The organism is Nostoc sp. KVJ3 (genome assembly GCF_026127265.1).
Classification (GTDB): Bacteria; Cyanobacteriota; Cyanobacteriia; order Cyanobacteriales; family Nostocaceae; genus Nostoc.
Map to the genome: position 1 here is coordinate 2,621,144 of NZ_WWFG01000001.1, position 24,958 is coordinate 2,646,101.

A 24,958-nucleotide genomic window follows, 5' to 3' on the forward strand; every position below is an offset into this window, starting at 1 on the left:
TCGTACAGACACGATTAATCGCGTCTCAATTTGCTTTGGCTAATTCTTTGCTGCGTTTGCGCTTCAGTATTGAAGTTGCACCTATGACACCAGCAACTATCAGACCTATTGTAGAACTAGGTTCGGGAACTACTTTGGTATCCACTCGAAGAACTTCCCCTAGTCCTGGGCCGACACCGCGATTGGTAATATAAATCTTGCCGTCAGGGCCAATATCAATTCCATCAGCCGAATCTAATCCTTGACCGTCTGCAACAAGTGTTGTACGAGTGCCGTCAGGAGCAACTTCGATCAGAGAACCGGGTAGATTTGTGATGTCACCCCCTAATTGGGATTTGTCGCTGAATTGTAAAACCAGCAAATTGCCTTTGTCATCAAAGGTTAGGTCTGTGATGTGTGTAAATCCATCGAGAAAAACTTCTGGCTTGTCATCCTTACCGATGCGGAAAATCTTCGACTTACCTGCTGGATAAGGAAAACCCGTATATTCGCCAACGTATAAAGCTCCATCGGGGCCAATTGCGCCACCTGTGGGTACTGCTTGAATTGCTATTTTTCCTCCTGGAAGCTCATCTAATAGCCCAGGAGGTAGTTGTAATCCTGGTGGCAAGTCTGAGTCACTAATGATGGTTTTAGGAATTGCAATCACCTGGGACTCACTTCCATCAAGTTTAATTTTATAAGCTGTGTTCCCACCACCGTCAACGACATAAGCAGTATCACCATTAATAGTTAAGTCATAGGGATTGGTTACTACATCACCCTTGTCGGGATTTTTAGTGATTTCATACTTGGCAAAGTCAAAAATACTGTTTAAAGCTCCCGTCTTCAAGTCAACTTTGTACAGTTGTCCTAAAAGCGGTGTATTCAAAACTTTATCGGGTGTTGATGGCGGGAAAGTAGCAAGTTGCTTTTCTGGAAGAGGATATTGAGAACCAAGGTTAAGTGTTGCTAGATCGCGGTTTCCTGGATAACCAGCAAAGCCAGTCAGAAGATAAGCATTCCCTTGAGAATCGAATTGTATGTCTTCAATACCAGCGCCTTGGTTGCCAGTGGGTTGTTCTGCTAGAGACTCAAAGTTATTAAGTATACGCTGTGTGGTACCATCTGGTGAAACCTTGACCAGTGAACTAGTATTACCAGCACATATAGGCTGAAACAGCGTACTAGGAGATGGTTGACAATTTCCGTTTCCGCCGATACCTGGCTCGGCTACATAAAGACTCCCATCAGGGCCAAAGCTAATGCCCCGTGCATTGCTGATACCATCGACAATTTTTGTTAGGGTTGCAGCTTGTACATTTGGTGTTCCACAAATAGCAGCAAAACAAAATGTCAGAGATGTAAGGGCAAATGATTTGAGTTTCATACCTTTGAAGATTGAGAATTAAATAATTTGTTTGTGGAAATTTGTATCAAGAAATCAACAGTAGAGACGCGATTAATCACCTCTATTTCAGAATTCAGAAGCGATCGCTTCTCTTTTAGGACTTACGCGAAAACTCTCATTTCTCCGTGACCTCTGCGTTCTCTGTGGTTCGTTTTCCATTACCCGTGCGTAAGTCCTATCTTTTTGTGCAACCAAGCAACGCCCAAAGCACCGATCGCTAATACGCCAAAAACAGAATCAGGTTCAGGGATAGATTTGGTATTCTCAATTCTGAGAACCTGTCCTTCGCCTGGGCGATCGCCTCGGTTGGTGACGTATATCGCACCATCGGAACCAATAGCCAGGGCGCTAGGCGACTCTAATCCATTGCCACTCAGAAGAGTTGTGCGTGTCCCATCAGCCGCTATTTTGATTACAGAACCGTCAAGATTGCCCTTCCAGGCTGACTCATTGGCGTACTGCAAAGCATATAAATTGCCCTCAGCATCAAATTTCAAGTTTGTCAGTTGGGTAAACCCATCGGCATAGATTGTTGGCTTACCGTCAGCACCAATTCGATAGATTTTTGCCCCACCTTCCGGGAAGGGAAAACCAGTAAATTGGCTGATATAATAAGCACCATCTGGCCCTTTGGTGACACTTGAGGGTACTGGTTGAATGGGAAACTGCGATCCCACTTCTTCGCCTTGAGATGGCACTTGTGCCGGTTCATTTGATGGAGTCCCAGAGGGTGGGAAGATGGGATTAGTTAATACATCTTGAGGGAATGTAGTAACAGCTTGCAAATTACTACCATCAGTATTAACGCTGAGTAAATCGTTTGCACCTGCATCAACAGCGACTAACTTATTGCCATCGATTGCAAAACCCAAGGGATTGCTATCAACATCACCACCATCAGGATTATTGGCAAGTTCATAGTTAGCTAAATCGGCAACAGGCTTCCAGGAGTTGGTATTAAAATCGGGAGCGATGATTTTACCGAGGTCAGTGTAACCTAAATTGCGATCGCGGAAGGCTGGATTTGCCCCATACCCAATTAGAACGTAAGGCTTACCTGTAGCATCAAATTGGATATCACGAGGGCCAGTGGCTCCAGTCCCATCTGGTAACGCTAAGGAAGGAAGTCCTGTAAGTATGCGTTCGGTTTTACCATTTTCAATTTTGGTAACTGCCCCACTTGTGCCGTAGCATAAGGAATCACCTTGACCACTTGTAGGTGGAACGCAAGCTCCACTTCCCCCTATTCCCGCCTCTGTAACATAGAGATTACCATCAGGGCCAAAGCTCAGTCCGCCGGCATTATATAGACCGTCGGCGATGACTGAAAAGGATGTGGCTGATGCAGCTTTCATTCCAGAAAAGGCGGCAACACAAAAGGTAAGGATGGTAAGGGTAAGTGGGTTTAGTTTCATGTGTTGCAGGAAATTGAGGGGGGATTTTAAACGCAGAGGTACGCAGAGGTTTTAGTTGGTAACTAGGGATTCTTGAACTTTTGGTAGATAGCTCATTCCCCGGTCGAATGATTTGAGGTTGCCAGCTTTGGCTTCGAGCAAACGTTTGATGTTCATGCTTTCAGCGCCAAAGTCTTCAATTTGAAGTTTGCCGTGGGTGACAGTTCTATCTGTTTTCCAAAATGTTATTCGATGCAGAATGAAACCAGAAGCTTCGGGGTCAGCAAAAGCATAAGCAGTTGGGATAAGTAAGGCTACAGAACGCTGATAATATTCGTAGTCTGGATAAAAGTGTTCTTGCTCAAGTAAGTAGTATTTACTCAAACTATGAACTCGCACAGAAACTTTTACCTTTTGGTCATATTCGTCTTTGAATTCACCTGATTCAGAAGTAATTTCACCATTTTGACGTAGCAAATGCGCCCACTCATCTACGTTTTTTAAATCTTTTAAGTATTCAATGCCGATTTCAATTGGGGCATCAACATAAATAGTATCTGTATCGATAAAGTGGCTTCCTTTCGCTGCTGCGGTCAGACCAGCTTTCCGTTCCAAATTACCTTTAAGAGAACGACATTCAGATGTGTGGACTGTATGAATTCCCTGCATAATCATCTGAGTTTGCCGTTTGGGATCGACAAAACTTAACCAATGAAAATACACACCTTTTTCATCTGTTCCCGGCTCGATGTAATCCGTGGGAAATAGTAAGACAGGGTAAACCTGAAAATATTTCTGATACTCTAATCCACAGTGCCACTCAATGCCGTAGAAAAGCGGATTTTCTAGTTTTTTAACGTGATAATAGAGATTTTTGTGATAACCAGATGCAGTTCCGAGCCAAGTATCTTCATCAATTTGCTCTTTCATCCGGCTATAAAGTGTCCATTCGTCTAAGTTCTTTAAACTACAAAGGTACTCAAAAGCGCTCTCTGGTGAAGTAGCAATATAAGCTGATGTTGCAAAAGTATTTTTTTCCACTTCTCACTCCTTAAGATAATAATAATTAAGCTGCGATCGCCTGAGTTTTGCTTCGCTTACTATCGTTGATGCGATCTTCTGCTAATCGTTTAGCAGCATCGTTGGTGGTAACTCCTTGAACTTTGGCAATCTCAAAAATTGCTAACAGCGTGTCATAAATGTTATGCACTTGTTTGAAAGCTTTTTCTTCGTCATAACCAATCATTTCGTTATAGACATTGATTAGCCCTCCGGCATTAATTACATAATCTGGGCTGTAAAGAATTCCCTTTTTGGCAAGCATTTGACTATGTAATTGCTCATTTTCTAATTGATTATTAGCTGCACCAGCAATAATAGAAGCTTGTAAGAAAGGAATTGTATGACTATTAAGAATTCCTCCTAAAGCACAAGGAGCAAATATATCTACATCAAGAGAATAAATTTCATTTGGCTCTACAATAGTTGCGCCAAAAAGCCGTTTTACTTCTTCCGCTTTAACTGGATCTACATCACTAACAAAAAGTTTTACATCATGCTCATGTAAATGGCGACAGAGATTTTTACCGACATTTCCTAAGCCTTGAACTGCAACTTTCATGCCATCAAGTCTTTTGCTCTGCCAACGAGACTCTACAGCAGCTTTAATTCCGAGAAAAACTCCTAATGATGTGATGGGAGCAGGGCCACCAGATTTTTCTGATACTCCAACAACATATTTAGTTTCTTGACTAATTGTTCTGACATCATCAGGGGTAATATTGACATCTTGCCCGGTAATAAAACGTCCGTTGAGACTGTTAACAAAACGTCCGTAAGCTCTCAATAGTTCGTCTGTTTTATTTTCAGGATTAGCAATAATAACTGCTTTTCCCCCACCGCAGGAATATTTGCACAGGCGGCTTTATAAGTCATCCCCCGACTAAGACGAAGGGCATCTTTTAAAGCAGCTTCTTCATTGACATAAGGCATAAGTCTTGTGGCTCCCATTGCTGGGCCCAAGGTAGTGTCATGGATGGCAATAATTGCCTTAATTTCGGGATTTTTACCATGACAAAACAAAACTTGTTCGTGACCCATTTCTCTAACAGTTTCAAATAGCAGCATTTTGGTTTCTCAATTTGGGTAAAGTAACGAAGATTACAAAATGTAAAGATATGGACACAAAATGACTCTGGAATATTAAGATTGGATGAATTAAAAGATAGCTGGCGAATCTAAGGTCAGAATTTAAGCGCATAGGCGCTTCGCCTTCCCGCAGGGTAAGAGTGCAAAGGTACGCAGAGAATTCGCTACAAAATTAATTCTTCCTTTGCGTCTGGGGGGTTAGTAAAAAAATTGCCAGCTTTTGAAATCAAACCATTGGAAACGAAACTTGCTTGGCTGCACTTTTAGCCGGGCTTGATTTAACTCCTTGTGCTGCTAAACTCTTATTCCGTCCACCAGAAGGTGCTGGGCGATCGGCATCAATCACGACATCAATGAGAAAAGGAACGCTTGATGCGATCGCTTGTTCTAATGCTGCTTCAATATCCGACTCTCTAACAACCACGATCGCTTCTGCTCCCATTCCACGAGCAATCATGGCGAAGTTTGTCGGTGGAAGTGTTGCATCTGCGCCCTTTAATCCCAAGATTTTCATCCCTTGATGACACATGTTATAACGTGCATCGTTGAGGACAATCCAAATCGCCGGAATTTTATATTTCACGGCTGTGCTGATTTCGTTATTCATCAGCATCGCCCCATCGCCTACAATTCCCACAGCCTTGCTATTATTAGCTAGCGCTGCACCCAACACTCCTGTGACAGCATGACCCATTGCGCCAACTCCAGTGCTGACTCGGTAGCGATTGGCTTCGGTAAATTGGAGTAAATGAGTTGACCAAGTAAATGAGTTACCACACTCAGCCATTACTACTGCATTACTACCTTCAACAATGATCTTTTGAATTGCTGCCATCAATACTTCTGGCCGCACTGGATAATCTACATCTGGTGCAGGTTCAATTGCTTTACGTTCGGGACGAGGTAGTGACAAAGTTGTGGAATGAGGAGCATCTGGCAATTGCTGCAATAACTCTTCCACAAAAGCTTTGATATCAGACCGAACCCCAAACGTTTCAACGTGTGGATAGGCTACACCCGGTACTTCTGGGTCAATATCTACATGGACAAAACCCCCTTTGGGAACAAGTGCCGAACTCCAAAAAGAAGTCGGTTCGCCAAGGCGGGTTCCTAATACGAGTGTGCGTAGTGGAGGTTGTTCTTCCATATAAGTTAAGACGGAAGCATGACCACCTAAACCTGTAACACCCACAAATTGGGGATGATCTTCGGGAAAGATGCCTTTTCCACGGGGTGAACACATAACTGCTGCTCCCGTTTTCTCTGCAAGTTGCCGGATTTCGGCTGCTGCATCACGCGCACCGAAACCAACCCAGATAGCAAAGGGGCCAGATGATAATAACTCTACAGATTTAGCGATCGCTTCTTTGGAAGCAGTCATTGGAAAGGGAGAAATATCTAGTTGGGGTAAGGCTACATCCTCGACTAAACTTGTCTGCACAGCCGTAGGAATGCTTAAGTGAGCAACAAATCCACCTGGTTGCGCCAAAGCTAAAGCCAATTTACGAAAAATCTGCGGGAGTTGAGCCGCAGATTCAATAGTTATTGCATAGTTAAATAACGCTCCTGATGTAAAAATTCCCCCACTGGGCAATGTATAAGTGCTGGTTTCTTGAATAGCCCAACGTCCACGTTGCGGTGCTGAGGTGCAAGCTGATAACAAAATTACCTTTGCACCTTCACCACGAGCCGCAAATAACCCGGTCAGTGCGTTGGTGATCCCCGGCCCGGCGGTGGTAAAAACTACAGTGGGGCGGTTATTGGCAAAGTATGCTTCGGTGGCTGCAAAAGCTGCTCCGGCTTCATGACGAAAGTTCAACACTTCTATGCTGCTATTTGATAGCGCCCCCCAAAGGCTGGCCATTGCACCACCAGCAACACCAAAAGCGTAATCTACTCCCAAATTTACCAACATTTGAGCGATCGCATCGGCAACTGAAAGTGTTGGCGCTATTTCATCGTTTAAAAAAGGCTGAATTCTCCCGTTCTTCTCCGATTCATCAACCTGATGAGAAGACTCTACATATCTGTTTGCTGGCAATTCTTTGTATGGCTCAGTGGTGATGAGAGGAGAGTTTGAACCAGTATAGTTTTGACTCATTGGTTTCACGCAATTACATAAAGTTACACAAAGGCTTTTAGTTAACAATCACAGCAGTGGCAATATTTAATACAAACAACTCTGTTGCTTTTACAGCTATAACCTAGCTTGGTAGATTGTAGAAAGGGTTGATCGCTGCTGATTGATGCTTGTGAGCGCAGGGAAAATTTTTTAGCAAAAGCATACAGCAATTAGGACTGTGCTTCTTAGCAATCAGAATAAGGGAGATGAAGAGCGGAGGGCAATCAAAAATCTTTTGATGGAGGTGTCAAATTTTTCGCTTCTACTTTGATGACTACAGTACTTAAGTAGGTTCGCGGGGAAAAACTAAATCATGTAAAGCTATGTAAACGAGCAATTAAGCTTTACTCAAGCACCTCTCAGAATATTTACAAAACTTTACATAGTTACTTTTAATAGCACCAACCTATTGATTGAACCGCTTAGGGAGGTTCTTGGCTGGAGATAGTCGCCATAATTAAGACATATCTGCAATGATAAATTTTTTGATAAAAGTGTTAATTCTTTCGCTGTTATCATGATTGTGACATTTTTAACTTAGTCACTCTGAAAAATTACTCTTATGCGATCGCTACTAAAATACATGACCAAATCTACAATAGAAAATCTTTTGATAAAAGTGTCGATTCTTTGGCTTTTATTCTCCCAAGCGGTTCCCAATGAGTGACTGACTGCCTATTTTTTCTATTAAACTTTAAACTTGTCTGAACGTATGAGCCGAACTACAACAGTTTGGCGACTTTCATATTGTCACCAAAAACTCATTGAGTCAATTATTTGTAACGATAAAGACATAGTTGCTTAACTTTTTATATTTCCTTTGAGAGATGAGTCAATACGGTTCGATAAGAGTGTTCCAAAAAATAAATGATCCAAAACACGTAGACATCAAGTTATACGCAAAACTATACGTACGTTTTTTAGCACAAACGTACTCCTTACGACAGATGACTAAGCATATTCTTCTATAGTTAGATTACTGAGAGAGTAAGTTAAGATAAATTAAGAAAATGAACTAATGAGTCAAAATTTGTCTACTTAAGTCAAGCAAGCCTGGTAAATTCATTTATGTTGATAATCAAACGACTCTACACGAGTAGTTCGCTAAACCCCTTGGCGAGAGGAAGGTTTAGGGACAAAAATTTTTCTTATTTAACCTTTGCCCAGTCAAAATCCAATAAATTTGGGTTGGTGAACCATTCCTTCCCTCTGGTGCAAAGACTAATATCTCAATTAAAACAAGGAGCAAAATTGCCTGATTTTAATTAAGATAGGCAAATTTCCACCCAACTGTAGTAGTTTAAATTTTAAATTATGCCTTCTAATTTTAGATTGAGAGTTTTGAACTCTTATCTAATAGTGGATATCGACTAATTTTGATTTGATTGTCCCAATTTTATTGCAATCATAAAAACCCCTTTAAGTCAATAATAAATTCCAAATTAAATATTTAGCTTTTTCGGAAATTTTTGGTTAAATTATTCATTATTTATTGGTATGATAAGTTTTATTAAGTTTGTTAGTAATATTTTTTAATTTACTAACTAATTTTATTTTTTAACTGCCTAACACCGCACCAAAGATTTTAGTCAGTTATGACTATCAACTCATTAATAGCTATGGTGCTGATTAATTACCAGGAGCAAGTAGGGATATGAATTCTGGCGATTATAGACTAGCTAGATCAAACACTCAATGGCCACTACAGCCAGAAGTAGAAATGAAGTTTGCTCACTTTCTAATAAATCAAGCTGTAGATGCTGCTTTCTGTTTAGGAGAAAATGCACAGTTGTTATACGTCAACGATGCCACTTGTCGGATGACTGAGTATTCCCGTGAGGAATTACTTTCCATGAGGTTGCATGATATAGACGTAGATTTTTCTCTCCACAATTGGTCAAATATTAGCTCAGAAGGTTCTCTCACCTTTAAATCTCGCTACCGGACAAAAGGAGGTCGGATATTTCTCGTAGAGATATCTATTAGCTATGTAAAACAACAGGATATAGAATTTGGTTGTGCTTTTGTTCGGGAAATAAGTGATGAAATAGTAGAACTGAGCGTGCAAAAGTGGACTAATGAATTAAAGGATGCTAAAGACAATTTACAAGAAGAATTTTCTCAACTCAAAGCCAAAGAATTAGAACTAGAAACATCTCTTTCTTTACTTCGTTCTACTCTCGAATCTACTGCCATTGGTATTGTTGCAGTTAACTTTGAGGGAGATATTCTCAGCTTGAATCAGAAATTTGTGGATATGTGGCAGATCCCAGAATCCCTAATACTATCTAAAAAATGTCCTCGATGCAAAGCCTTTTTTGAAAATCAACTTAAAGAGCCACAAGCCTTTAGTCGCCTGATTTGGGAAGTGTCTAGCCAATCTGATTTCGAGAGTTATGACATTCTGGAATTGAAAGATGGGAGAGTTTTTGCACACTACTCTAAGCCGCACTGGTTGGAAGGCAAAATTATTGGTAGAGTCTGGAGTATTTGGGACATTACTGAATCGAAACAGACTGAAGAAGCATTACGCCTAAACGCTGTTAGATTTCGGACAATAGCCGAAACAACAGATACCAGCACTTTTCTGATTCAAGGTATGCGGCTTTGCTACATAAATCCAGCCGTAGAACAACTCACCGGTTATACAAAAGAGGAACTGTTAACAGGTTTTGATCTTCGCCGGCTAATTAAGAGCAAAAAACGTAGGCAGGTACGTAAGCAAGACGAAGCAATTAACTGTGAATATCAAGAGATGAATATTCTGACAAAATACGGTACAGAGCGTTGGTTAGCTTGCACGGTTGTAATACTGGATGGAGGACTGGATTTTGGAGGAAAACCGGTTGAAATGATTACAGGCATTGATATTACCGATTACAAACATGCAGAATTAGGTCTAAACCTTGCTTTAGAACAAGCAAAGCAACTTAGCGAACTAAGAGCGCGTTTTCTTTCTATGGTTTGCCATCAATTCCGTACACCATTGAATATTGTTTCATTTTCTAATAGTTTACTAAAGGAGGAAGTAGATAAGCGTACACAGAAGAAAATCCAACCACTATTGGATCATATTCAAAAAGCTACTGAACAACTTGGTCAGATGTTGGATGATATTTTATTCTTTTCTAAAGCAGAAGCAGCAAAAATAAACTATGAGCCAAAGCCGCTTGAGTTAGTTGAGTTTTGTAATGATTTAGTTGCACAAATGCAGATGAGCATTAACAAAATCCCGATTAATTTTGTCAGTCAAGAAACGTCTCTAACAGCCTCCATAGATAAAAAACTGTTGGAACCGATTTTAAAGAATTTACTCGATAATGCAATCAAGTATTCTCCCTCCGGGATGACAGTTGATTTGAAACTTTATTGCAAAAATGATCGAGTAATTTTCCAAGTAAAAGATAGTGGGATTGGGATTTCAGCACTAGATCAACAACGAATATTTGAGCCATTTTACCGTGGTAGTAATATTGACAATATCCCTGGTACTGGACTAGGACTATCTATTCTTAAAACCCTGGTAGATTTACATCACGGTCAAGTTTCTTTAGAAAGTCAAGTTGGTGTAGGCACTACGTTTACTGTGATATTGCCATTAACTAAATTAGAGTGTAGTAGTTCCGAGTTATGAATGTTGAAATGTAGATAGAGCAATCCGAAGTGAAATGTGAGAAAATACGGAGATAAAAAGTACGTATTTAAACTTTTTCTCACAAATGATTTAGGATTGCTAGATTTATTAACTAACAAGTTAACAATCATAACTCTCGGAACAAAGTAATTAAGCTCATACTAATTTACATACTCACGAAAAAGTTTAGTGTAGCACGGCATAATCTAAACCAAACTAGACTAAAGGTAGTCAAACTTTCGCCACAGTGTAATAGTAACCAGCTTCTGCAAAAAGTTATGGTGATCAAAAATGATATCTGAATCGTCAAATAAAATTCTCGTCATTGAAGATGATAATGTTACCCGCGACCTTTATTTAAAAGGTCTTAAGGCTAAAGGTTTTGATACAATCAGCGCAGATAATGGTCTTGCTGGTATTCAACAAGTACAAGAGTATATACCCGACTTAGTGATTTGCGATATTACGATGCCTGATATAGATGGTTATAGTGTTTTAAATGCACTACGCCAAGATCCTCTGACAGCAATTATTCCCTTTATTTTTTTGACAGGGAGTAGTAGCAAAGCAGATGTTCGCAAAGCTATGGAATTGGGAGCAGACGACTATCTTACCAAACCTTCTACACTAGATGAATTGCTCAGAGCGATCGCTATCCGGCTACAAAAGCAAGCTAATCTGCAAAACTGGTGTACGATGAAATCTGAGAAAGCGCTAAAATCAGTATTTGCAGATAATACTACAGTTGCGATCGCTCAAGATACCCCCAATCGAGAAGCCATAATCCCTTCTAAGTCAATCTTTCCCGCCATTCCTCAATTAAAAGAAGTTTTCGACTTTATCGAAGCCCATTATCATCAAGGAATTACTTTGTGTGATGTAGCTGTTGCTGTTGGCTACTCACCCGCTTACTTAACTAATCGAGTCGCAAGACAGACGGGAGAGACTGTAAACTGCTGGATTGTCAAACGCCGGATGGCGGGGGCTCGTTTTTTACTCCAAAATAATAATCAGACGATCGAGAAGATAGCGAAAGCATTGGGCTATCAGGATGTGTCTCATTTTTCCCGCCAGTTTCGCCAACATCATGGTTTACCTCCCCAGGCTTGGCGCAAACAGCATCAGCTTGGATATCAAAAACAGGTGAAACTCTGGTGAAAGTGTTGAAATTTTAGCTTACCCAATTTAAATAAATAGTTGTGTAAACTCATACATTAAATCCACTCTGCCCTTACGTAACATTGCTGGATCTAATCTTTCAGTAGTGTTACAAGTCATCAAAACAACTAATCGTTGCTGCATTTGAATACCAGACTCATCAATCACACTTTGATACAAAGTGCCATCCAGTAGGCTGAGAATGTGTTCTGTTTTATTATTGTATTGCGCTACCTCAGAAGCACGATTTTGCGCTAGGTTATCAGCTTCGTTAATAACGATACAAATACGCTCTATGTAAGTTGGGGGGACAAAATTAGCGATCGCATCATGATCTAAAATAAAAATTACATATCCCAAAGGTACAAGAATTTCTTTTGCTACTGCCTGTGTCCAGACTGTTTTACCAGTACCCGGTTTTCCATGTACCACAACCGCTAACTGGTTTTGATTCAAAATCGCTTGTTGTACAGCATCAGTAAAGTTTTGGATATCTGCTGGAAATGTGCGAGTGCTAAATTGACTGTGAACTTTTCCTACACGACTTTGATATCCACTTAGCATCACTGCTAAGTCGTAAGTTGCTTTGTTAATTAGTGGTGCAAGATTTCTGGCCATTAAACTATATTGTCGTCGCCCGCGATCGTAAGGATCAATTTGCAACCAAACGTCATGCTTCGCCCAGTAAGCATAAACAGTATTGATCACATCTAAGCGTTCCCAGCTAATAAATCTATCTATAGGAAAATAAAAATCTCTTTCTGAATAATACTGAGTAATAATGTCAGGATTACCCAACACACCTAAAACTCGCAGTACAGTAATTTCTTGCAGCCGATTCAGAACATAATCAATCGGAATACTACTCCGACTGACAAATTGGACAATGGGAGTTTCCGTACTCAAAACATCTTTGTAGCGATGATCTGGTGATTGCGGATCTGGTGTGATGTAATTCCAAAATTTTTCCACTTCGTAGCGGGTATTATCAGATACAATGTTTAATAAATTAGCCCACCAAGCATAATTATTTCGTCCCAAAATATCAGCAACATTACTCGCTAAATTCAAACTTTTTTGAGTTAATTCGCGGGAGTCACTAGACAACAGTTGCCACAAAAAGCTCCAGTCTAATTCTCGATTAAATGGTCGCCAACCGCTAGCAAGCAAGCTTTGCCGAGTATTATTTGTAGGAGTGCCTTCATTACTTCTAAAATAGTCAAAATCCATATTTCTTAATTATGCAGCGCTAATAGAGTTATTTTGTGTTAAGTATGAGATTTTAAAATTTTTGTCGTAATCCTAACTACTTGCGTATAAATGGTAATTTTATTTGCACCGTGCTGTCCTGGCTAGGAATTTTTTTAATCTAACTCATCCCTTATGTAACATACTATAGTACAATAAAATTACTTACGTCAACTTTTTTGAGAAAACAATTAGCTGTTGATGTCCCTGTGCCTTTTATCCATATCTAGATAATGGCTAATATTCATGTACGTAGAATTGCTGATAATTTTAGCTGATGTCAAAGTTCGTCTCCTTCCTTGCGGGGTGGGTTTGCGAGTATTGCTGGTGAAGAAGACAGCTATGCTCTATTGTTGCGGGTTTTAACCCCACCTATTGCAAGAATGCTTTGGGTAGCATCAACCTACGTAGAGACGCAAAATTTTGCGTCTCTTCTTGTTAATCAAGTTGAATATTTGCCATTAATTTCTATGTAACCCTCTGAAAGATCGCAACCCCATACAGTTGCAGAAGTTTCACCAATATTGAGGCTAACATGAATATCTACTTTATCTTTAGACATAATTTGCCTTAATTGTTCCAGATTTTCATTAGTTAAGCTACTAGGATAAACTTTCACGTTATCAAAACTAATAACAACTCTTTCTGGATTTATCTGCTGTTCATTTTCACATTTGCCGATAGCCATAGCCACTCGTCCCCAATTCGGATCTGCACCATAAACAGCAGTTTTTACTAATGGTGAATTGACAATTGCTTTAGCTACTTTTTTGGCTTGTGTATAGTTAATTGCTGAATCTACAGTTACCTCAATAATTTTGGTAGCACCTTCTGCATCTCTGGCAATTTTTAGCACTAATTCTTGGGCAATTTCTTCCAATGCACTGGCAAAATCTGCTTCTGAAACTTCGCCAGCTAAACCATTAGCTAAAATCACGGCGGAGTCACTAGTAGAAGTGTCAGTATCTACACTCAGACAGTTAAAGGTTTTATCTATAGTAGAGCGAAAAATCGAACGAAGGCTACTTGCAGAAATCGCAGCATCAGTAAAAAAGAAAGTTAGCAGAGTTGCCATATTAGGCTCAATCATGCCGACACCTTTAGCAATTCCTACCAGTTTGGCATTACCTATTTGTCGTGTAGCTAGTTTCGATACTGTATCGGTGGTCATAATACCACGGGCGGCGGCATTAAAATCAGCAGGAGTCAATTTTTTCCCTAATCCTAATAAACCTGCTCGGATTTTTTCAATCGGGTAACGTCTACCAATTACACCTGTAGAAGCTATCACAATATTATGTGCAGGAATTCCAGTTTCAGTTGCAACTAATTGTAGAACCTCTTGGGCATCAGCGATACCAATATCACCATTAGCGACATTAGCATTCTTAGATATAACGACAATTCCTTGTGCTTGTGAATCTTTTAAGTTATCCCGACTAATAGTAACACTTGGCCCGGCGAAAAGACTTTGAGTGAAGACTCCATCAGCAACACAAGGAACTGATGATTTAATAAATACAAAATCATCAGTTGTATCGCGGATTCCCAAATTAGTAATAAATGCACTAAAACCTTGAGGTGTAGAAGATGCAGTTAATGACATTTTTCTAGATTTAATAATTTGCTTTAATTATCTCATAGGACTTACGCATATCGAATAGAAGCTAAACTCTATAAATCAGTTAATGTCAGGGTGAATGTTGTCCATCCATTACTACTTTCTACTTGAATGTTTCCTTGCAGTTGTTCGACTAATTTCTTTACTATAGGTAAACCCAATCCAGAACCACCTTGATTCCAGATATCTGCATTAGCGAGGCGATAAAATTTCTCAAAGATTCGTGATAACTCTGTTGCTGGGATTTCTATTGAATTACTGGTAGTAATAATAGTTTTTGCGGGTACTTCCGAGGAGTTATGACTTACACTTAGGATAATTTCACCACCCAATGGTGTGTATTTACAGGCATTATTGAGTAATTCTACGATAATTCGTTCTAAACAGGTGCTATCAGAGAACAACGGCGGGAGATTTGAGGAGAGATTTAACTGTAGAGTTTGCTGATGTTCTTGAACACGGATTTGAAACGGCTCAATTACCCAAGTTAACCACTGTTGTAAGAGCAACGCATCAGGTGTGATAATTGGATAGGATGAGCTTTCTAGGCGTTGTAAGTCTAGCAGATCGTTAATTAATCCTAACTCGCGATCGCACTCTGCTTCCATCAGTTGTAGATAGCGTTGAGTTTCTTCAGTATCAGTAGATACTTGTATCATTTGAATCATTAACTTGATGTTACTCAGAGGCGATCGCAGTTCATGGGAAACTAAATTTAAAAAGTCATTTTTGAGTTGATTTATCTCCTCCCATTTCACCACAAGTTCCTCTCGCTCAATTGCTCGTTTCCGCTCACTAACATCTCGAAAAACTAACACAGCACCCGTAATATTATCTTTATCATCTTTAATTGGTGCAGCGCTGTCATCAATTGGTATTTCTTCCCCGTCTCTAGTAATTAGAATAGTTTCTGCTGGGATACTAACTATAATACCATCTTGAAGGACTTTGATGATGGGACTTTCAATAGGGTTATGAGTTTCTGCATTGGCAATATTGAATATTTCTGATGAATGTCTGCCATAAGCTTCTTCTTGTTTCCATCCAGTAAGATTTTCAGCTACGGGATTCATAAAAGTTACCAATTCTTGCAGATCGCTAGCAATCACGCCATCACTGATACTTCTTAAAAGTGCATCTAGCCATTTTTTATTTACTTTTAATTGCCTTTCTAAACCATGTTTATATAGAGTTATTTCGATATTTGTTTGTAGTTCTTTTTCCTTAAAAGGTTTCAATAAGTAGCAAAATGGTTCAGCTATCTTAGCTCGGATCAATGTGCTTTCATCTGCATAAGCAGTCAGATATATTATGGGAATATCTAAATGCTTATGGATTTCTTGTGCAGCTTCTATCCCGTCCATTTTACCTTTTAGCTTAATATCCATTAGCACTAAATCTGGGGATATTTCTACTGCTTGGTTAATTGCTTCTTCTCCTGAAGAAGCGATAACAGGAACTGTGTAGCCAAATCTTACAAGTCGATGTTGTAAATCTTTAGCAACAATAGCTTCATCTTCCACAACTAAAATTTTTGCGTTTGTCATATTTTAGCTTTTATGTTAATGCAAATGTCAACTGACACTCTACTCCCATAGAACCTTGGATATTGATATTTCCTGAAAGTTGATTGGTTAAAGCGTCTACTAACTGCCAACCTAAAGAGGCGATTTTTTTGAAATTAAAATTTGCTGGTAAACCAATTCCATCATCACTGACTATAAGTGTAATCTGATGGTTTTGATTTTGATTAATTTCGATATAGATTGTACCATTTCTATCTGCTGGAAATGCATATTTCAAAGAATTTGATACAAGCTCATGGATAATTAAACTACAAGGAATTGCTGTATCCAAGCCGAGAAACACTCGATCGTTGATATTTATATTCAGAGCGATCGCATCTTCATTGACTTCGTATGCACTAAATAAACTTGCTATCAAATCTCGAATATACTCACCAAAATTAATTTTTGCCAAGTCTTGAGACTGGTACAATTTTTCGTGAACTAAAGCCATTGATGCAATTCGCTGTTGACTTTGTTTAAATATTACTAAATCATGTTCGTCTTTGATATAAGCAGATTGCAAACTTAGTAGACTAGAAATAACTTGTAAATTATTTTTTACCCGATGGTAAATCTCTTTTAATAACACCTCCTTTTCTGAGAGTGATGCTTGAATTTGCTCCTCCCATCGTCGGCGATCGCGCTGTGCAGCTTTCCGTTCGCTAATATCTTCAACCACAGAAATAAAATACTTTGGCTCTCCATTTGGTTCGCGCATTAAAGACACAGTGAGATTAACCCAAACGATGGAAGCATCTTTATGTAAATAGCGCTTTTCCATCGAATAAGTTTGAATATTATCTGCTAAAATCTGGTTAATATATTTTAGGTCGGCGTTAAGATCATTTGGGTGAGTAATATCTTGAAAAGTTAGCAATTGTAGTTCTTCGGGTGTGTAACCAAGAATATCGCAAAGCTTTTGATTAACTAATAACCACCTTCCATCTATCGCTACATGGGCGATGCCAACGGCGGCTTGATGGAATGTAGCGCGGAATCGTTGTTCGCTTTCCCGCAATGCTTCTTCTATTCGCTGGCGCTCAGTAATTTCTGCCTGTAGTGATTGATTGATTCTTGTTAACTCCACTGTTCGTTTCTCAACTTTGCTTTCTAATTGCTCCAGTAGACTACTTAATACTTTCTCTGCTTGTTTACGCTCAGTGATATCTTTTTGTGTACCTGTCATTCGCACTACGTTACCATTTTCATCCCACAGTGCTTGACCTCGATCTAAAATCCATTTGTAAGTGCCGTCTTTACATAAAACGCGATGCTCATTAGTGTAAAGTGGCGTTTTCTGAGCAAAGTAATCTTGAATTGCTTGTGTCACCCAGCCAATATCGTCTGGATGCACTCGTTTCAGCCTTTCATCTAAACGATCAGAAATTTCGTTGTCTTCATAACCGAGCATTTCCTTCCACCGAGAGGAAAAGAAAATTTTATTAGTTTGAACATTCCAGTCCCAAATTCCATCATTATTACCGCGCAAAGCTAATTGCCAGCGTTGCTCACTTTCTCTCAACACCTCCTCTGTTCGGATGCGTTCAGCAATTTCTTTTGCTAGTTGGTAGTTTGCAGCCTCTAGTTGGGTAGGACTTGGTAAAGCTAATGCCTTGGGTATTAATGGCACAAGTTTTATAGCCGTCAACACGGAGATAAAAGCTGTTACCGCTTTGATTAGCCCTGATAGCCAATAGGTAGGATGCCAAAGCGTCCATACATCCATCAAGTGGGTTGTGCCACAAGCAACGATGAATGTGCCAAACATTATGAATATCCAGTCGAAAGGCACATCTCGCCGTTTACGGACAAAATAAACTAGCATCACTGGAATTGAATAATAAGCAAGTGCAGTGAATACATCTGAAACCAGATGCAACCACACCAATCCTGGTTTCCAGAGGTAGCAATGTCCGTGAGGAATAAACTGGCTAATAGAGAAAAAATTATTTAAGAAATCTATCATAAAAACCTATACATTGCACAAGTTTTCACCAAAGCCCGAAGTGCGAAGGAAGAGGTTTTTAGCCTACCTTTCTAGACGTGCAGATGCGTACGTGGGCAGCTTCTCATACTCTAAAGGATTGAAAAGAGAACACATTCGGCGTTTGTAAGAGTTTTCCCGTACTAGCCTACAGCTAGGATCGATTAGCAGGTGGGTCTTCTACATCATCTATTCGTCTATTCGTCATCCTTTTTGAGTTTTTTAACCTGATAATATAAGGCTGATTGAAATTAAAGTACCGCGATCGCTTTAGTTTTCGTTACCGTAGATTCTCTGAAATGAAGCATTGACATATTATAGATGCCTTCAAAAATCTCAGTAATATTTCGTATACATAATATAATCACAATGTTAAGTATTACGTATAATTACGGTATAAACCTTTGAGGCTAATATAATTTTTATGTAATTTTTTTGACTACTTGGCTTGCGGCTTGAGTCTAGTACCAAGTTAAAGATGCTAATTGAGTATTGTCAAGTGAGCGATCGCTCCTAAGTTAGAAACCTTAGTTTTGATCGCTCTAGAGATGAAATAGCGATCGCTCTGGCAAACAGGGTAAACTCACCTCAAACGAAGATTATGTTTGTGTTAATTCCTGCTTATCTAATTACAGGCTACAAAATATTTTGTTATCTTCACATTTGTAGACTAACTTTAACGCCAAATTAATTCCTGCGATAGAAAGAGCTTTACTCTTCTGGTAGTAGTCCGGCAAAAAATTAGCTGTTATATTGAATAATAATTACAACAAAATAATTCACAATAAGTAATTAGAAATCAGATTGCAAATGAATAGTAATTTTATTGTAGGAATAAATATTGCTATTATTCATTATTGTTTCTGGTTAACAAGCGGCTTTGGTCGTGAGTTCCTAATTATGAATTAGTAATTACTGATTATGAATTAGTTTGACTCTGATGAATATTTAGGTGTTATGAGAGCTTTGAATGTTTTCAAGTTTTCCAACAAAAGAAAAGCTAGGTGCAAGACTCCTCAATATTGATTGTCGAAATTTGTCTAGTCTAGCACTGGATTGAGTAGAAAATATCAGTTTTGAACATCAATCAACCACAGAAATCTAAAACATCATAAGAACCATAACCATGAAGAATTCTCATCTATCTAAAGCTGCTTTGGCTACCGTCTTTGCCATTAGTTTCGCTTCTGTATCCTTACCTCCTTCTGTTTTTGCCCAAAGCGGAGGCTCTGGTAGTGGTGGTAGTAGTTCAGGCACTGGCTCAACAGGTAGTGGAAGTACAGGCACTGGTACAACAGGTACTGGCTCAACAGGAGGTACTGGCTCAACAGGAGGTACTGGCTCAACAGGTACTGGCTCAACAGGTAGTGGAAGTACAGGTAGTGGCTCAACAGGCACTGGAACTACAGGCACTGGTACAACAGGTACTGGCTCAACAGGCACTGGAACTACAGGTACTGACACTACAGGCGGTGGTATGAATGGCACTGGAACTACAGGTAGTGGAAGTACAGGCACTGGCTCAACAGGCACTGGCTCAACAGGCACTGGCTCAACAGGCACTGGCTCAACAGGTACTGGAACTACAGGTACTGACGCTACAGGCGGTGGCATGAATGGCACTGGAACTACAGGCGGTGGCGCTACAGGCACTGATACAGGTAGTGGTACAACAAGCACTGACTCAACAGGCACTGGTACTACAAGTACTGACTCAACAGGTACTAACAGGAATGCAGGTATTACAACTTCCCAAAGAACTAGCGATCGCGGTTTCGATTGGGGTTGGCTAGGTTTATTTGGTCTACTTGGTTTAGCAGGTCTGGCTCGTAATCGCGATAAAGTCCGCGCTTATAGCGATCCTAATGAAGTAACAAGTACTCGTTCTAGATAGTATTCACCACACTGAAGGAATCATATAGCCGTCGTTTATGTGGAATTCAGGTGAGAGTAGTAGGGGCACACTCTATTAATATTGTGCCCCTATAATTACATCCCATTTTATATAGGAATCATATTTGATTTCTGAAAAAACTCAGTGCAACTCAAAAAGGCTCCTTCCCTACTCCCTACTCCCTACCTACGCAAATAATTTCATAAATCAAATTGGATTGCTATATAATATCGTGTCCGGTTAAACACTTGTCATTGCGTTCGCCCTTGACGTTCCCGAACGCGAATAGCGTCTCGGAAGGAGAAGGGTACGGAGTGAAGCATAAGTCCTTCGGACACGCTTCGCGAACGCAGAGTCCTGGTGATTGCAACTCTTGGAGACGCTGCACGAACGCTCCACTTTGTTGCGCTCGCAATGACATATCGTAAATAATTTGGCTGACATGACATAACAAGGTAAAAGTGGAAAATTAAAAGGCAAAAGAAAGAAAAAGAAAACAGTTTGAAGCCCGTAAATTTATTTCTGGTGATTAACTTTTTACTTTTTAATCAAGTCGAGCTACTGCCTTGCCCAATAAAAATTACATTTGCCAAAACTTGTATTTTTTTTAGCGCCCGCACAAGACGTTGAGCTTGATGTTTATAAAGTTGTATTGGCAACACTCCAGGTAAATTATTCATCCATTGCCTAGCGGTAGCTAAACTGCATCCTGTAATCAAAACTATTTCTTCAGCGCCATAGATAATAGCATTTGTAGTCAGAGCTTTTTCGATCTGCACCTGCCAAAGGCGAGGCAGCATTTCACCCCATTCGATTCGCTGCAAACTACTACTTGTGGCTAAAACAATCAAGCGATCGCCAGCATAAAGTTTAACATCATACCAAGGCATCAACGAATAATTGTCTCGCCGATATTTATGGTAGAGAATCGGCACAACACTGTAGCCAGAGGCTATTTCAGATAGAAGCAAGCTATTGAGAGTATCACCTTCTTCAATCTTGTATTCCGTCACCATAACTATTTGCTCGCTCAAGTGAAACAAGCTCAGAACATTTTCCCCAAAGGCCGCACAAGCAAAGACTTCCGCCGACAAAGCCGCGCCACACAAAACTTGAGCATAGGGAAACAGAGGGGCGATATTATCACTAAAATGGCGATCTTGAGAGCGGATAATCAAGTTAGTGGTTGGGTTCATTGCATGAGCCATCAAACCAATTTCCAGATTTTCCATGTTATCATCCCCAACTAACACGATACTTTTAGCATGGGAGAGATTCGCCTTAGTGAGTACTTCGGTAGCATTGCCAATAATCAGGGGCATATCTGGTAAAGTCTCTTGGTCGAGGGTGGTATCATGAATTCCTACTAACGGCTGGTTGAGTTCTTGCAAAAGACTAGCAACTCTCTGTCCCAAGCGATTTAAGCCAATAATTACTATATGTTTGCGTTGTGGTACGGGAGGACGAGAATTAAAAAACTGGAATCTTGAAGTGACAAGTGCATCAGTGACAAGTGCATATAATACTCCTACAAAAGCTTGACCTGTCAATGTGAGTCCCAGGCTAAAGAACCGCAACCACCAAGGCATATCGACTGAGGGTTCTGGTTGCGATCTAAACTTAACACCGCCAAATAAATCTCCATATCCTCCCAAGAGCAAAACTGCTGTCCCATAGAAAGCTTCTTGCAGGTTGATGTTAGGAAAATACAAACGGTAAAGAATTATTGCAACCAACCAGAGGATGATTACAGTAATTGCATAGATTGTCGCAATTCGCCGGATTTGATTTTGGCTTTGGTAGTAAGATTGCCAAAGTTGTACTATTTTATCCTTAAAATTCTTCGCTGTGATGCCTTGAACAAACTCTTGCCACTGCCACTGTTGGCGATTAGATTTCTTTGTATGTTGCTCAGAGAAAGTCAGTTCGTATGCAATCTCAATGTAAACAAGTATGTCTCCTACTTGCACTTCTGCTTCGGGGTCACACGCAAATAATTCTTTGAGTGGATCGGATGAAACGGTTGTGTGACTCAAGATGCGGCGAGTCGTGAGATTGAGTCTATGTACTGGCTTACCATTGCACCAACTATCCTTCGCTTGTACCTGATGCTTGCTTATTTGCAATAGTTGCCCCTCTAAGGTAAAATAACCGATGGCTTCAGATGCAAGAGATGCTAAAGCAAAAGAATGAGCGGAAAGATGGGTAGGCTCAAAGGCAACAAAATTACCTAAGTTTTCGGATAAAAGTTTGTTGAAGTTTTGTTTGTCAGAACGTACAATTAAGCGAACATGCGGATTAAGTCGCCGTGCTGCAAAGGCTGCTTCTATATTTATCCGCTCGTCTCTTGTGACTAAAAGTATTGAACGACATTGCCTTATACCTGCCTGTTCTAAAACACTTGGCTGACGGCAATCTCCTATGATTAACTTTTCTAGTAAGCTTGGGACTTCTGAGACTTCCCAATGTTCGGGTTGTACATCTTCAATGGCAATGACTTTAACATCGTATTCCTTTAGGACTGCAACACAATGTTGCCCTAAACTTTGGAGTCCGCATACTAAGAAAAGGTCTTGGGGTTTATTGGGATTGGTGCTAGGAGGGGTATGCACTTTCTGTTAATGATGGCATTAGATACCTTGGTTGGTAGTAAAAGCTTCAGCCCTTAACAAAACTTTTAATTATTTAAGTAAGTAGGTGAGAATAAATCAAACTAGATTAAGTAATGTAAATAATTTTGAAATTGTTTTGTAGTAAGGGCTTTAGCCCTTAATTAAGAGACATCCCCAGAAATTAATATGCTTTATGCAGAACTCTTGTAGGGATGCGATATATCGCGTCCCTACATTCTTTTTCACTCCTATGTCTAAGGACTAAAGATCCTTACTACAAACCTTCAATTACTTACGCCCACTTATTCAATAAGTATAACAACATTGCGGTCATATTTAGTACTTCTCACCTGCCTTATTTACCACTCCCTTTTCACAGCAAACTAGCAGAATTGACATCCAAAAATAACGTTGCTTGGGATTGTTGACGGAGAATAGAAGCCGGACATTCTGTACTCATAGCTCCTTGCAACATTTGTTTTACCACATTCGCTTTACGTTTTTCTGGAGCCAGACAGATAATTTTTTTAGCTGAACAAATCGTTGGGATGGTGACAGTAAAAGCATATTGTGGGACAGTTTCTAGATTTGGAAAGTGACCTGTGCTTACTTGTTGCTGACGGTTCACCACATCCAGCTTCACAAGCTTTACACTATAAGGATCTTGAAAATTTGCTACTGATGGATCGTTAAAAGCCAAATGTCCATTTTCGCCAACACCAAGACAGCATAAGTCTATTGGTTGTGCTTGCAATAATTTGGTGTAGCGATCGCACTCTGCCACTGGTTGCAATGCATCACCTTGTATATAGTGAAATTGCTTAGGAAAAACCCGCTTTTCTACCCGTTCTCGCATATAGCGCCGGAAACTCGCAGAATGATCGGCAGTAATTCCCAAATATTCATCTAGATGGAACAGAATAATCCGTGACCAATCTACACCACCCAATGCAATCAAAGCATCGAGAAATTTGAGTTGGGAGTTACCTGTTGCTAATAATACGGCTGCTGTATCCTGTTGTTTGAGAACTTGCTGTAAATACTTTTGGGCGATTTCGGCGACATCCTGGGCTATTTCGACTTCAGAGTTGTAAATCTGCACCAGTAAATCATCAACATAAAAAAAGTTTGTCGCAGCTAGCATTTGTTCACAGAGAAAGTTATCAATTATATGTTGCTTTTTTGAGAAGCTTTATCTGCCTTGACCTTTTTTTAATTAAAAGTTAAAAGTGAAAAATTAAGAAGAAGAATAATTTTTAATTAATTAATTTTGGGTACAAGCCCGCACTGAATCAAAGATGTTTAAAGACAGTTATTTTATATTTTCAATTGCCTCTGCTTGGAACTGGCGATCCTTATCAAGGCTCCAACTTTGGAGTTCTCCAGCTTTACCGTTTTGGACGGAAACTATTATATATGAGTATCCTTGCCAAGCGTATAGGCGATCGCATTCTGAGGGGATAGCAGGATGATCTGGGTGCGAGTGAAAAATGCCGATAATGTTCAGTGAGCGATCGCGTGCTTCCTTTTGTGTTTTTAGCATAACTTCGGGTGCGATCGTATATTGCCGTCTTTTACTTTCTGCTGTATCTTCTCCTAGAAACTCAGTAGCCGCTTCTGTATTCCAGGCATTTTCTGTTGGCATAACTTCGACCACAATTTTGTCCTCACTAGCCAGATGGCCCAAAATTATACCGCAACACTCATCTGGATAAGTGTTTTCGGCATGGGTGCGGATAGTTTGTAAGTGTTCTTGGCTAAGTCGGATCATCTCTGCGTTTTGAATTTTAGCAACTGATATTGACTATTAACACGCGATCGCTTGATTGTACTCATAGTGTAAGCCAACCCAAGCGCAATCATCCCAGCCTTCAAAAAGGAAAATATGTATTTTTTATCACTGTTTCAAATACTTGCCTCCCGCCTTCTACTTTTTTATTGTCTAAAAACTAAAGGAGTATGAAGAATACACAAAGTTTAGTATTCGCATATACATTTATCCGTAAATAATGTGAAGAGTGTGCAAAGATGACCATTTAAGTATAAACATCTAAGTAAAATATTAACTGTATAGTTATTTTGAGGCTATTAAGATGTTCTCTATTTTCAATCTAGACACCCACGGAGAATCCCCCAAAATAAGGATATAAAAATCTTTTTCTCCATTAAGCAGTCAACTATTGAC

The 24,958-nt window shown here is 39.8% G+C and carries 14 protein-coding genes and 1 pseudogene; 3 read left to right on the forward strand and 12 right to left on the reverse strand.

All coding sequences use genetic code 11. The features are described from left to right. Positions 1–25 precede the first annotated feature (25 nt). From GTQ43_RS10235 to scyA, 5 genes and pseudogenes are all read right to left on the reverse strand, one after another. On the reverse strand, positions 26–1,369 hold the full coding sequence (locus tag GTQ43_RS10235) for a ScyD/ScyE family protein (protein ID WP_265272505.1): 1,344 nt from the start codon (positions 1,367–1,369) through the stop codon (positions 26–28). Positions 1,370–1,548: 179 nt separating this feature from the next. Continuing rightward, positions 1,549–2,805, reverse strand: coding sequence for a ScyD/ScyE family protein (locus GTQ43_RS10240; RefSeq protein ID WP_265272506.1), 1,257 nt, complete (start codon positions 2,803–2,805; stop codon positions 1,549–1,551). A 51-nt stretch (positions 2,806–2,856) separates the two neighbouring features. After that, positions 2,857–3,825, reverse strand: coding sequence for a scytonemin biosynthesis cyclase/decarboxylase ScyC (gene scyC, locus GTQ43_RS10245; RefSeq protein ID WP_265272507.1), 969 nt, complete (start codon positions 3,823–3,825; stop codon positions 2,857–2,859). A 25-nt stretch (positions 3,826–3,850) separates the two neighbouring features. Next, positions 3,851–4,911 (reverse strand): annotated as a pseudogene (scyB, locus tag GTQ43_RS10250) (tryptophan dehydrogenase ScyB). A gap of 247 nt (positions 4,912–5,158) precedes the next feature. Continuing rightward, positions 5,159–7,033: a scytonemin biosynthesis protein ScyA gene (gene scyA, locus GTQ43_RS10255; protein WP_265272508.1), complete on the reverse strand. Its 1,875-nt coding sequence runs from the start codon at positions 7,031–7,033 to the stop codon at positions 5,159–5,161. A 1,675-nt stretch (positions 7,034–8,708) separates the two neighbouring features. Here scyA and GTQ43_RS10260 point away from each other — a divergent pair. After that, complete coding sequence (locus GTQ43_RS10260) at positions 8,709–10,688, forward strand: scytonemin biosynthesis sensor histidine kinase (RefSeq protein WP_265272509.1); 1,980 nt, start codon at positions 8,709–8,711, stop codon at positions 10,686–10,688. A 291-nt stretch (positions 10,689–10,979) separates the two neighbouring features. Continuing rightward, positions 10,980–11,846: a response regulator gene (locus GTQ43_RS10265; RefSeq protein WP_265272510.1), complete on the forward strand. Its 867-nt coding sequence runs from the start codon at positions 10,980–10,982 to the stop codon at positions 11,844–11,846. Positions 11,847–11,873: 27 nt separating this feature from the next. Here the strand turns inward: GTQ43_RS10265 and GTQ43_RS10270 are convergent, their stop codons facing one another. From GTQ43_RS10270 to GTQ43_RS10285, 4 genes are all read right to left on the reverse strand, one after another. Further along, complete coding sequence (locus GTQ43_RS10270) at positions 11,874–13,076, reverse strand: ATP-binding protein (protein WP_265272511.1); 1,203 nt, start codon at positions 13,074–13,076, stop codon at positions 11,874–11,876. A 460-nt stretch (positions 13,077–13,536) separates the two neighbouring features. After that, entirely contained in the window at positions 13,537–14,700 is a 1,164-nt protein-coding gene (gene argJ, locus GTQ43_RS10275; RefSeq protein WP_265272512.1) for a bifunctional glutamate N-acetyltransferase/amino-acid acetyltransferase ArgJ, read from the reverse strand. Positions 14,701–14,768: 68 nt separating this feature from the next. Beyond that, positions 14,769–16,262 carry a response regulator gene (locus GTQ43_RS10280; RefSeq protein ID WP_265272513.1) on the reverse strand — a complete coding sequence of 498 codons (1,494 nt, stop codon included), beginning with the start codon at positions 16,260–16,262 and terminating at the stop codon, positions 14,769–14,771. Positions 16,263–16,272: 10 nt separating this feature from the next. Continuing rightward, a complete protein-coding gene (locus tag GTQ43_RS10285; protein ID WP_265272514.1) occupies positions 16,273–18,249 on the reverse strand; it encodes a PAS domain S-box protein in 1,977 nt (658 codons plus the stop codon). A 1,144-nt stretch (positions 18,250–19,393) separates the two neighbouring features. Between GTQ43_RS10285 and GTQ43_RS41740 the strand changes: the two genes are divergently transcribed. Next, a complete protein-coding gene (locus GTQ43_RS41740; protein WP_414859096.1) occupies positions 19,394–20,161 on the forward strand; it encodes a WGxxGxxG-CTERM domain-containing protein in 768 nt (255 codons plus the stop codon). Between the two features lie 548 nt (positions 20,162–20,709). On the opposite strand, the gene GTQ43_RS10295 is transcribed toward GTQ43_RS41740, so the two are convergent. The 3 genes from GTQ43_RS10295 to GTQ43_RS10305 form a co-directional block, all read right to left on the reverse strand. Next, complete coding sequence (locus tag GTQ43_RS10295; protein WP_265272515.1) at positions 20,710–22,773, reverse strand: potassium channel family protein; 2,064 nt, start codon at positions 22,771–22,773, stop codon at positions 20,710–20,712. 373 nt (positions 22,774–23,146) lie between these two features. Further along, on the reverse strand, positions 23,147–23,917 hold the full coding sequence (locus tag GTQ43_RS10300) for a glucosamine-6-phosphate deaminase (RefSeq protein WP_265272516.1): 771 nt from the start codon (positions 23,915–23,917) through the stop codon (positions 23,147–23,149). A gap of 168 nt (positions 23,918–24,085) precedes the next feature. Beyond that, a complete protein-coding gene (locus GTQ43_RS10305; protein ID WP_265272517.1) occupies positions 24,086–24,544 on the reverse strand; it encodes a M67 family metallopeptidase in 459 nt (152 codons plus the stop codon). Positions 24,545–24,958: the final 414 nt, after the last annotated feature.